The 11,964-nt window shown below is 53.0% G+C and carries 10 protein-coding genes; 4 read left to right on the top strand and 6 right to left on the bottom strand.

What is annotated here, in order from left to right; genetic code table 11:
- Window positions 1-37: 37 nt before the first annotated feature.
- Genes PGR91_RS11300 through PGR91_RS11285 form a run of 4 tightly spaced genes read right to left on the bottom strand, consistent with a single transcriptional unit; the run spans window position 38 to window position 3,158 of the window.
- Window positions 38-352 carry an RNA recognition motif domain-containing protein gene (locus tag PGR91_RS11300; protein WP_118657168.1) on the bottom strand — a complete coding sequence of 105 codons (315 nt, stop codon included), beginning with the start codon at window positions 350-352 and terminating at the stop codon, window positions 38-40.
- Between the two features lie 30 nt (window positions 353-382).
- Window positions 383-823: a cold-shock protein gene (locus tag PGR91_RS11295; protein ID WP_055203360.1), complete on the bottom strand. Its 441-nt coding sequence runs from the start codon at window positions 821-823 to the stop codon at window positions 383-385.
- Window positions 824-850: 27 nt separating this feature from the next.
- The gene (locus tag PGR91_RS11290; protein WP_055203362.1) at window positions 851-2,044 is read right to left on the bottom strand and encodes a DEAD/DEAH box helicase; all 1,194 of its coding nucleotides are present in this window, start codon (window positions 2,042-2,044) and stop codon (window positions 851-853) included.
- Window positions 2,045-2,087: 43 nt separating this feature from the next.
- Entirely contained in the window at window positions 2,088-3,158 is a 1,071-nt protein-coding gene (locus PGR91_RS11285) for an NAD(P)H-dependent flavin oxidoreductase (RefSeq protein WP_118657176.1), read from the bottom strand.
- Between the two features lie 795 nt (window positions 3,159-3,953).
- Here PGR91_RS11285 and PGR91_RS11280 point away from each other — a divergent pair.
- A complete protein-coding gene (locus PGR91_RS11280) occupies window positions 3,954-5,870 on the top strand; it encodes a discoidin domain-containing protein (protein WP_118657169.1) in 1,917 nt (638 codons plus the stop codon).
- An 86-nt stretch (window positions 5,871-5,956) separates the two neighbouring features.
- On the opposite strand, the gene PGR91_RS11275 is transcribed toward PGR91_RS11280, so the two are convergent.
- Window positions 5,957-6,997, bottom strand: coding sequence for a FecR family protein (locus PGR91_RS11275; protein ID WP_118657170.1), 1,041 nt, complete (start codon window positions 6,995-6,997; stop codon window positions 5,957-5,959).
- Window positions 6,998-7,214: 217 nt separating this feature from the next.
- The gene (locus PGR91_RS11270; RefSeq protein WP_118458812.1) at window positions 7,215-7,817 is read right to left on the bottom strand and encodes an RNA polymerase sigma-70 factor; all 603 of its coding nucleotides are present in this window, start codon (window positions 7,815-7,817) and stop codon (window positions 7,215-7,217) included.
- Between the two features lie 523 nt (window positions 7,818-8,340).
- Here PGR91_RS11270 and PGR91_RS11265 point away from each other — a divergent pair.
- The 3 genes from PGR91_RS11265 to PGR91_RS11255 all read left to right on the top strand — a co-directional run bounded on the left by PGR91_RS11265 (window position 8,341) and on the right by PGR91_RS11255 (window position 11,962).
- Entirely contained in the window at window positions 8,341-9,570 is a 1,230-nt protein-coding gene (locus PGR91_RS11265) for a hypothetical protein (RefSeq protein ID WP_118657171.1), read from the top strand.
- Window positions 9,571-9,649: 79 nt separating this feature from the next.
- Entirely contained in the window at window positions 9,650-10,546 is an 897-nt protein-coding gene (locus tag PGR91_RS11260; protein ID WP_055203374.1) for a FimB/Mfa2 family fimbrial subunit, read from the top strand.
- A gap of 6 nt (window positions 10,547-10,552) precedes the next feature.
- On the top strand, window positions 10,553-11,962 hold the full coding sequence (locus tag PGR91_RS11255) for a fimbrial protein (protein WP_118657172.1): 1,410 nt from the start codon (window positions 10,553-10,555) through the stop codon (window positions 11,960-11,962).
- The last annotated feature ends 2 nt before the right edge of the window (window positions 11,963-11,964 follow it).

Genomic DNA, 11,964 nt, shown 5'->3' with positions numbered 1-11,964 from the left:
TCGAGGAGTCGTGCGATGCGCGTATGCCTACAGCCGCTTATCGTCTGCCGTATCCGCCTCCGCCGCGGTTGTAACCTCCGCCGCGATTATAGCCGTCGTTGCTTCTTTCGGTTTTCGGCCGGGCGATGTTCACACCGATGACTTTGCCTTCGAACTCCGTGTCGTTCAACGCTTCGATGGCCTTCTGGCCTTCGGCGTCATTGGGCATTTCGACAAAACCGAACCCGCGCGAGCGACCGGTTTCGCGATCCATGATGATGTTGGCGGAAGATACTTCTCCGTATTCCGCGAATAAATTCAGTAAACTGTCGTCTTTCGTAGCGAAGTTCAGGTGTGAAACGTAAATATTCATTTTTTCTGTTTTTGTGAGTGAATCGTATCGTTATTTTGTCAATGTGATGTTTATCGCATTCATGCCCCGTGCGCTCCGCTCCGTCTCGAAAGTAACGGTGTTGCCTTCCGAGATGCCCGCGGGCGCAGACGAAACATGGAAGAAATACTTCTCGCCGGACGTGAGATCCTTGATAAAGCCGTATCCCTTCCCTTCGTTGAAATGCTCGACCCGGCCTCTCTGTATCTCCGGTTCGGAGTCGTCTTTCTTGGGAACGGCAATGACGATGTCTTCCAGCTTGACCGCTTCTTTCTTGCGTTCTTCGGGCGGTACGTCGGTGAAATTGCCGTTCTCGTCCACATAAGCGATCATGTCGTCGAACGAACTGGTGCCGGTCGCCTGGCGTTCTTCCTTGCGTTTCTGCTTTTCGAGGCGTTTGGCCTGCTTTTTCTTTTCGTTTTCTCTTTTCCCAAATGATTGTGATCCTGCCATTAATATATTTTAAAGTTAATAAAACGATTAAGCGGTGTGACGCACTGTCGCCAGTTTTCTGCCGGTCAGTTTCTGAATGTCTTTTACCATTACCTGCTCGTCGCTGGTGCAAAACGTAAGGGCTCTTCCCGTATGTCCTGCGCGGCCGGTGCGCCCGATGCGGTGTACGTAGGTTTCGGCTACGTCGGGCAGATCGTAGTTGATTACCAGGTTGAGTTCATGGATGTCGATGCCCCGCGCAGCGATGTCGGTGGCCACCATGACTTTGATTTTTCCCGATTTGAAGTCGCTCAGGGCCCGTTGTCGCTGTCCTTGGGATTTGTTTCCGTGGATCGCTTCGCTCTGGATGCCGGCTTTCTTCAGGGTGCGCGAGATGTTGTCCGCGCCGTGTTTCGTCCGCGAAAATACCAGTACCGATTGGTCGGACTCTTTTTTCAGCACCGATATCAGCAGGCCTTTTTTCTCGGGTTTCTCGACGAAATAGACGCATTGGTCGACCGTATCGACCGTCGAGGAAACGGGAGTCACTTCCACCCGTACCGGATCGTGCAGGATAGACCCCGACAACGCGACGATATCCTTGGGCATCGTAGCCGAGAAAAAGAGCGTTTGACGTTTCGCCGGCAGCACTTTCAGCAGCCGCCTGATATCGGCGATGAATCCCATGTCGAGCATCCTGTCCGCCTCGTCCAGTACGAAATGCGTCAGGGCGTCTAACTTCACCTCTCCCTGTGCGATCAGGTCGAGCAACCGTCCGGGGGTGGCGATCAGGATATCCACGCCCTGCCGTAGTTTTTCCGTTTGCGGATTCTGCTTCACGCCGCCGAATATCGCCGTGTGTTTCAGACCGGTGTATTTGCCGTAATCGGTGAAGCAATCGCCGATCTGCAGGGCAAGCTCGCGCGTAGGAGTCAGAATCAGCGATCTGATTGCGCGGCACTCTTTTTTCCCGTGCGATCTTCCTCGCCGGTCGCGGCGGCTCGCGCCGGGCTCGATTACCGAAGATCGTTCGTCCCGGGCGCTGTCTTCCGACAGCATTTGCAGGATGGGAATGGCGAATGCCGCCGTTTTTCCCGTACCCGTCTGGGCGATTCCGAAAATATCTTTTCCCCGGAGGACAACCGGGATGGCCTGTTCCTGAATAGGGGTCGGCTCGTTATATCCTTTTTCGCAGACCGCTTTCAAGATCGGTTCTGCAATGTTCAGTTCGTTGAATGTCATACTAAATTCCGCATTCGCGGACGTTTTTAAAAGTTGATGCCGCTCAAAAGGCGGCTTTGGAAAGGAAGAAGTCCGTTTTCAGCTTTTCGACTACTTCCCTGACGCTCCTGATCTTGTCGGAAAGATAAGCGTTGCCGCCGGCAAAGGCATAGCCTTTTTTCATATTGCCTTTGGCTGCATTGTAGAGCGCTTTGATGATACAATACGGACTTTTGGTATAGTCGCACGTTTTGATGCAATGGAACGGGCAGGAGCGGGGTTTCTCCTTCCCTTCGGCCACATTCCGGATGAACTCCCCGTCGAAAGCGCGTCCGGGCATCCCTACCGGGCTCTGAATGATGCGTATGTCTTCGCGATGGGCGTTCAGATACACTTTTTTGAATTCGACCGACGCGTCGCACTCTTCGGTCGGAACGAAGATGGAGCCCATCTGTACCGCCGATGCCCCCAACGCCATAAACCGCGCGATGTCTTCACCGGTCGCTATTCCGCCCGCCGCGATGACCGGAATGTTTTTTCGGCCGGCATAGCTCCGGGCCACTTCGACCACTTCCGGGATCAGATGCTCCAGCGAGTAGTGCTCGTCTTCGATCTGCTCCTTTTTGAAACCCAGGTGCCCTCCGGCTTTCGGCCCTTCCACGACGATCGCGTCCGGGAGATACCCGTAATTGGCCGACCATTTTTCGCAAATCAGCCGCGCCGCCCGGGAAGAAGAGACGATCGGAACGAGTTGCGTCCGGCTCCCCTCGGTCAGATAACCCGGCAGATCGAGCGGAAGACCGGCCCCTGCGAAGATCACGTCCGCATTTTCCGAGACGGCCGTGCGTACCATGTCGGGAAAATTGGAGAGCGCGACCATGATGTTGATCCCGATCACTCCGTAAGTCTTTTCGCGGGCTTTGCGGATCTCCTGCCGCAGCCCGTATATGCACTTCTCGGAATAGCTTCCTTTATAGCCGGGATAGAGCAGCCCCAGCCCGGCTGCCGATATGACTCCGACGCCCCCTTCGTTCGCGACGGCCGAAGCCAATCCGTTGAGCGATACGCCCACGCCCATACCGCCTTGTACGATGGGCAGTTTGATTTCGTACTTGCCGATGAAAAATGATTTCATTTCCGTAATACCGTTGAAATTTGACATATGCCGTCTTCAGTCCTGGTAACAAACCTACTCGGGCAGTTGATTGCCGAAACAAAGAAAGCTTATAAAGGTCGATTTCAACGATGAAAGAAGCCGGACGGAACTGTCCGGGAAAATGCAAAGAAGATAAAGATCAGAATGAACTCGCGTTGTTTACTCGACAAAGGTAATATTATTTTTTCATTTATGCTAATTTCTGCATAGATAACGGGATTTCACGCATTTTATTTCGAATGCGGTCCGTCGCCGGGTATCCGCGGCATTCCGGCGGCGCCGGAAACGGGGCGTCGCGTTCCTCTCCGGCGGCGAGAACGGCTTTGGGCCGCTGCGGCTTTGTGATCCCGTTCGAAAATTTCGTTCTGTTTTGTTTTCGAATGCTTTTATTTGTTATTTTTGGCTGAAATATATCGTCTGAAATTATATAATATACGGATGCAACGAGTCGTCGATACTTTCAAAAAAATAGGATATAGGCAGAATGTATAGCGATATGGATGGGAACGGCTGACAAAGTTATTTTATCGGTTGTCGTAATCGGACGATTCCGCTCGAAACGCCAGCGTAGATTCTCGTCTGATTTTTTTATTTTTTTTGAACGACGTTCGATGCTTTAGCGTATTCAAACAGATCAGGTGGAAAATTGTTAACTTTTAAATTATGCGTTATTTATCTTTATCTCTTCTTTTTTTACTCTTCGTTTGCTCGTGTTCGAAAGACAGACCCACTTTGGAATGGGCTCTCCGATGCGCGGGGCCTAACCGCGGAGAAATGGAAAAGGTGTTGGCTCATTACAGTCGAAAAAGCGAGGACAGTCTGAAGCTCCGTGCGGCCGAGTTTCTGATTAAAAACATGCCGGGGCATTATTCGCTCGATCCGGCGATCGTCAATGCGTTTTGCGATCAGGTCGATTCGATTCTGGCGACTCCTCTGGATACTTCTTTGCTCGAACTCGCAAAAACGAATCTGAAAGAAGCCGATGATCAGGATTGGGCCGGATTCAAAGTGAAGGCTATGGAGGCGGTTTCCAAGCGGTTCCCCGTAAAACCGTCTTCCAGCCAATCGGACATCCGGATACTCAAAGCGGACTATCTGATTCGAAACATCGAAAACGCTTTTGAAACTTGGGCGAATGCGCCCTGGGCCGCTCATCTTACGTTTGACGATTTTTGCGAATATATTCTTCCTTACAAAGCCGCGCCGGCTTTTCAGGCGGATAACTGGAAAGACGAATGCAGTGAATTGGCCGATCGGCTGTACGACCTGACCGATCTGAGAGCCGGAAGATTTACCTGTCATTCTCCGCATTGGGCGGCGCTGAATATAAATCAGGGACTGAACTCCCATTTGAAAACGACGTTGCCCTATGCGTATACGGGACTGCCGATCCTCCGGATGTCTACTTTTCTGAAGATGCATTTGTCCAATTGCACGGATAAAGGGATTGTCGTTAAGGCGGTTTTGCAAAGCAAAGGCATTCCCGTGGCTGTCGATTTTACCCCTCAGTGGCCGACTCAGGCCCAGGGACATTCCTGGAATGTCATTCAGGTCTCCAATAACGGGCGTTTCGAAGAGTTCGTTCCGTTGGACACGGATCCGGGAACGCCTCACCGTCCCGGAGAGATGATGGCTAAAGTCTACCGCCAATGCTATGCGCTCAATCCGGTTTTTATCCGGTTGAACAATAGCGGGGAGGCGGTTCCTTCGTCTCTCAGTACCGTGACGATAAAAGATGTTACCGCCGAATATGTGTCTACGCAAGACGTCCGGATCAGGATCGATCCCGCACTAAAAAAGAGGAATAAGTACGCTTATGTGGCGGTTTTTGACAATCGGAATTGGGTCCCGGTCGGATTCGGAGAAGTCGGCGGATCGGAAGCGGTTTTCGAAGCTATCGGACGCGACATCGCCTATCTTCCGGTGTATTGCTCCGACGGGGAGAAAATCACGCCGCTGTCGTACCCTTTTACGGTTGACGCCTACGGCAAGGTAGACCTGCTGATTCCCGATACCGTAAACCGCGAATCGTTTAAATTGCTGCGGAAATATCCGTATTACCACGCGATGACGACAGTGACCAAAAGGTTGATATCCGGTAAAATACAGGCTGCCAATCGGCCGGATTTCAGCGATGTCGTTACGATTCACGAATTTACGGAGGCTCAGTCGGCCGGCGAGGTGCGGATTCCTGCGGAAACTCCGAAATACCGGTATTGGCGTTATTTTTCTTCTCTTGCCGGATTTAACAACATGGCCGAACTGCTGTTCCACCCCCCCGGTTCGAATCGTTCCCTGAGAGGAACGATTATCGGAACGCCGGGCTCCTACCTCGACGATCCCCGACGAACCAGGGAGGCCGTGTTCGACGGCGATCCTTTCACGTTCTTTGACTCTACCGATCCCAATAACAGTTGGGCCGGGATGGATTTCGGCGAACCGGTTTCGATCGGCAGCGTAGAGTATGCTTTTCGCAGCGACGACAACAACATCCGCATCGGCGATGTTTATGAACTGTTCTATTGGAAAGATGAATCCGGCTGGGAATCGCTCGGTAAAAAAAAGGCGGAGAACATGAATTTGTATTACGACAACATACCGTCCCATGCGCTTTTGCTGTTGAGGGACCATACCCGGGGGAAAGAAGAGCGTATTTTCACCCTTGAAAACGGCGAACAGGTGTGGTGGTGATTCCGTGCTCCTGCGGAAAACGGCCGGAAGCGGTCTCCCGAACCGGTCGTATATCAAAGGCGTGTATAATTTTACACGCCTTGACATTATTTCGATATTTTTTCGTCCCGTACCTGTTTTTCCGTGATGCGCACCGTGTTCCCGTCGATCCGGTAATTGAAGTCCGGTACGGTATTTTGCAACGTAAGCAGCACGTTGTCCAGCGTCGGGCCTTCTTCGAAGGCGGCCGTGAAGTTCCCTTCCAGTTCTAGTTCGGCCGCCAGGTCGATTTTCACGCCGAAAAATCCGGAGATGATATAAAGCACGTGTTCGAGCGGCGTGTCTTCGAATCGCAACTGCGACATCCATTGCGGCAGTTCGCCGTCGACGATCCGGTGCACGGTGACGCGCTGCGACCGGTTGTCCATCCGGATGTGCGTATTGTCTGCCAGGCGATAGGTTTGCCCGCCGCAGAAGGCGTCGAGGGAACCTTCCGCTACGACGATCTCGCAGGCCGCGCTGTCGCAGTAGGCCTTGACGTTGAATTGGGCTTCCGTCGCCACGGCGGTCATGTTTTCCGTTTTCACCGTGAACGGCTGCTGTACGGAGGCCTTCACGATGAAATACGCCTCTCCGTCGAGGTAAACCGTGCGTTTCGATCCAAAATCGTCGCAGTATCCGATGCTGCTGCCGCTGTTTATCCATGCCTGCGAACCGTCGGGCAGAATGATGTGTTTTTGCGTTCCGCGCTCCGTCGATTCGGTCACGTCGGACAGGACGGTCACGTCGAAATGTTCGCTGAGGCGTTGATTCAGCAGGTATAAGATCGTCGCGGCGGCGATCAGTGCCGGAACTACCGCCGCGGCGATGCGCAGGGCCGTTCTTTTTCGCGACCGGGAGCGTTCTACGCCGGCGCCTCGCGCCGCGCCGGTCATTTCCCGGTACGAGTCCAGTATTTTGCGGCTCGGGGCCGGATCGAACCGGACTTCTCTTTCGAACGCTTTTTCCAGGGCCTCGTATTTCTCTTTCCGGTGGCCGTCGCCGGCAAGCCAGGCGCGGAACTGCTCCTGGGTATGTTCGTCGGGATGCTCTTCGCCGAGGTACAGGTCGATGATCTCCTGGATCGTTTTTTGCGGGTCGGTGTTCATAAATACAGTCGTTCGGATATGCTGGAGTATCTATTTGAATTATTTTTTGAAATCGTATTGCGGAACGGGTATGCCGGACGGAGCGTACGACCGTTATGATTATAATACAATCAAAGAGCTGTTTTATACAAAAGTAGAATCGGATTCGTCAGAACGGCGCGTTGTTCTGGTTTTTGCGATGCACGGGGCGATCCCGGCCGGTTGCGGCGGGAATTGACTATTTGAGCGTGCGCTTGATTTTTTTCAGGGCTTGCGACAGGTGGTTCGCGACATTGTGTTTAGACGTGTCGAGGTGCTGCGCGATCTCTTCGTGCGAGAGGTTCTGCTGTCGGCTCATTTCGAATATTTTCCGGCGCATCGGAGGCATGTTCTTGACGGCCAGCTCTATGAGTAGTTCTTTTTCCTGCGCGATCAACAGGTCTTCGCCTGTCAGAAGATCCTGTTCGCCGGAGTCCTGCATTTTCTGGTATTTCTCGAAAACCCGCTGGCGTTTGAACAAATTGACCACCGCATTCCGTGCGATCGTATAGAGTAGGGTACGGATATTTTTGGAAGGGTCCAACTCGGCCCGCCTCTCCCACAGGGTCATAAATACGTGCTGCGCGATTTCCTCGGCTTCTTCGCGGGAGCGTAGCAATTTATATAGAAAGTTCTCGATCGGGCCCCGGTAATGCAGGTATACGGTCTTGTAGGCCTCGTGATCCCCGTCGCGGAGCGCTTCGAGCAGTTCCACCGTAACGGGCCCGTTTTCGCGGGATGTTCGTTCGGTCGATTCCCGATCTTTATTATCAGAGGCGTTCCGGGTTAAATCTTTATTCATTCCTGCGATAGGTGATTTTATATTTATTCCGCAAATATGGTAATAATAATTAACATTTTGAAATTCGTGCGGTCATGCTTCCCCGCGTCCGGCCGTAAAACGGCGGGGTTGCGATCCCGCTGTATTCCGGTTTCTTTTTCTGCGTATCCGAGCCGTTCCCGTCCGACCGTTCTGCCGGACGGGAGTTGCGATATGCGTTTCGGCGGACATGATAAACGGTAGATCGCGGCCTTGTCGTTTTCGCATTTCGAAACGGCGAAAACGGTCTCGGAAAATTGTTTCGGAATCGGAGTTTGAGAATCGGTTTTGTTGCGTAATTGGTTGATAAAAAGGCGTAAACGTATCTATATATTGCCCCCGAATGGTTGTATTATGAGTGTATGAAAAATTGATCGGACATGAAACCGAACTTGAAACATCCGGACATATGTCGGAACTGCCGATTCGACGACCGTGATTGCGATGTTTGATTTTCGACCGAAATAACCGATTGTGTGAAACTCTAATTAATTTACTTTTTATCATGAAAACATTCAATTATTTTTTTGCAGCGTTTTTGAGTTTAGGCATACTTGCCTCGTGTTCCAAAGACACCGACCCGGGCGGCCCGTCCGCTCCCGCCGGAGAGAAGCACGTCGTAATCTCCATGGGCGGCGTCCAGACGAAAGCGGCCGGCCCGGTGGATCCGCTTTTGAAGACGGCCGACGTAGACAACATCGCCATTTTCGTAACGAACTCGGCGGGTACGATTTTGAAAAAAGTAGAGGTCGACAAAGACCTGACAGCCGATTCGGATTGGGACAAGCTGACCGATGTGGGACTCCTCATTCCGAATGTGGGAACCGAAGCCTCCGACCTGGCCGTTTACGGCAATTATAAAAAAGGATTGGAAACTTACGTTACCGGCGGGGTGGGCGACAAAGTGACCGTTGCGGCCGCTTACAGCCAGCAACAAGGTTCCAAGGTGCTTTTTGCCGGGACAGGGGCGCTGTCGGCATTCGACGTGAACGTAGAGAATGTGAACGACGAGAACGTGTATACGTTTACCGGCACCGTTAAGATCGAACCGGTGATGGCCCGTATCCAGGTTAAAAAGGTATCCTTCGTCGAGAGCGGAAGCGAAACGGTGACCAACACTTCCAACGGAAAATCGGCTCTCGTAGAGTGGGAAGGTCTGACCGGCGATCTGCTGGGAGTTTACTTCAACAACTTCTACAAGCAATACAACGGAGCGGCTGTGGCTGCGTCGCTGATGACCAATACGACCGCTTTCGAAAGAGCGACCGAGGGTAAATGGCTTTTCGGCTCGGACGCCGCCCAAACGGACGAAGCGACCTATGCAAGCTATAATCAGTGGAGCTCCGGCGCGTATGCGGCTTACGACCTGGACGAATTCAACGATCCGACCGATCCCGACGCCAAGAAGTGTTTCGCGTTCAACTTCTTCCCCGGACAGACTCCGTATCTGCACTTCAGCCTGGCCAACGTAGCGGCGACCAGTATTACGAGCGCCGACGAAGATGCCTACAATCCGAGATTGCTGCCGCTGTCCAAGTTTGCCAACGTGGTGAATTATACGACCGCCTCGGGGAACGTAACGTTCGAAGCGGGTAAGATCTACAACGTGAACATCGAGATCAAACCTCAGTTCATGCACACCGATCTCAATCCGGTCGCGTATAACATCACCCTTACCATTACTATCGCCGACTGGCAGGAAGAGAACATCGATCCCGAGTTCCAGCAGTTGTAGTAATCCTTTAACTGAATGCGGGGGGAGGACGGGCCTCCCCCCTTTTTACGAAAAAGATACAGCTAATCGACTGAGTGAAATGAAAGGATACAATTACATAATTGTCCTGTTTTGGGTTTTTGCACTATCGGGGTGTATCCGCGACGACGGCTCCGGATTGGACTGCGAGCGTACGCGGATATCGTTTTACTATTACGGCGACGTTCCGGGACAATGCCGCTTCCTCGAAAAATCGGACAACGTGACCCTGTTCGTCTACGACAGCGACGGAAACCTGGTCGCGAGGCGCACCCAAAGCGGCGCCGACTTACAGGCACACAAGGGTGTGAACCTGAATCTGCCCGATGGAAATTACTCCCTGGTGGCATGGACGAACCTGACCGACGGGACGGAAATACACGATGCCGAGCAACTGTCGAAGGCCGTGCTGGGATCGGCCGCGTACTATGCGGGAGATCCCATTATACACCATGAAAACGACCGGGTGTACTTCGCGACCAAAAAGATAACGGTCGTGCAAAGTCAGTTCAGGGACGAAGAATTGCTGTTCGATCAGGCACACATTCCGCTGCACGTGCATGTTACGGGGGCGGCGGCGCCCGCCACCCGCGCAACGGCGCCGATCGAGGTGGATATCGTGAACCTGCATCCGCAGATGGGTTTCGACGGAGCGAGCGCCTCGGCTCTGAAAAGCGTTTACCGCGCTCAGCTCGCATACGATGCGGAAACGGGGGACTACGTTGCACGCGTAAACGCCTTCCGTTTTTTGAACGATAACGACATACGGCTAAAACTGTCGAACAGCGGCGGCGAGATTTGCTATAAAACCGTCGAACTGGCGGATTTTATGAACGAGCACGCTATCTCCGTCGAAGACAAGGACGAGGCGGAAATAGCCATACGCTTCCGGTTTAACAATACTTCGGTAGAAGTCGCTCCCTGGGAGGAAGAGGACATCGATCCGATACAAAAATAGGAATCCATGCAAAAGTATAAGATAGCCAGAATCATTCTGTTGTTCGCCGTCTCCGTGCAGATGCTGTCGTGCAGCAAGACCGCCGGGGACGATCCGGCGGGAATGGACGCCAGCCTGGCATTGTCCCTTCTTACCCGCAACGGAAACGGCGATCTCGCCCTCACCGGCGAAGACGAATTTACCAGTCTGGCCGTGTACATATTCAACCATGACAACGGCGATCTGGAATTTTCCGAGTTGGTAACGGATTTTACGCCGGAATCGGCTGCGAACAGCTATGTCCGGTCGGTCAGGGTGACCAAAGACAAGAAAGCGATCTATGCCGTCGCCAACTATGCCGGAAAAAACTTTACGGCGAACGGACAGGCGGTGACCATCGACGAGAATACGCCCAAATCGACGCTCGATGCGCTGGAAATAGTTTCCTCGTCTTTCTCGGCGGATGACATCGCAATGATCGGCAAAACGGCGACGACGATGTCGGGAACTGCCGTCAACGCTTCGGTCGAAATGGAGAGACTCGTCGGACGCGTCGACATGCATGTTTTCAAGTCGGCGGAATTGACGGACGACCTCGTGGAACTGACCTCGATCGAATTCCGTAACCAGGTCGTTCGCAGCAACGTTCAGTATCAGAGCAAGGCGATGCCGGGAGGCGATATTCGCCGGACGGAAACCTATACGCCCGCTGCGGCGGGATACCTCGACGTGGTTCCGGACGATGCGGACTATGCGGCGCTGAAACCGTCCGACGCCGAAAAGTCGTTTTACAGTTATCAGAATATTTCCGGCGAAGAAGATCCGTCGGGAGCCGCGCCGGACGACGCGTCTACCCCGTACCTGTTGGTGAATGTGAAAGTCAACGGGGCCCCGGTAACCTATCGCGGCGATCTGAAGAATATCGCGGGATTTTACGACTTGGAACGCAACCGGATTTACCGGGTCAAAGCGGTTGTCGGAGCGCCGAACGACCTGTTGTTCCTGCGCGTGGACATCCTGAAATGGGACACGGAGCTTTCTTCGATTACTTACGACGAACTCGCGTTCGCCTTTTCGGGAGTGGATTACGGAGCGAATTACGGACAGGTTTCGCAGTCCGCCCCGGCTACCTACGATTTTAAGCTCACGGCTCCCGACGGAGCGGTATGGGCGGCCAACCTGACCAACGGGCACGATTTCAAGCTGCTGTCCGAAGGCGGCTACGTTTCGCAGGGGATAACCCGGGCCGATTCCTACTCGGTACGGATCGTGCCGGCCAAGAGTTTTACCCCGAACGTCGAACGCGAGACGCAGTTCTATATCTCGATCGACGGTAAAAAAGCGAAGATCAATCCCGATAACGCGGGAGGCAGCTTCGCCGAAGGCCGGAAATACCCGGGAACCGAAACCGACATTCTGATCAAACAAATACAATAATA

It is taken from the genome of Candidatus Alistipes pullistercoris, from assembly GCF_027665465.1.
GTDB lineage: Bacteria > Bacteroidota > Bacteroidia > Bacteroidales > Rikenellaceae > Alistipes_A > Alistipes_A hominis.
This window is presented reverse-complemented; position numbering and strand designations above follow the sequence as displayed.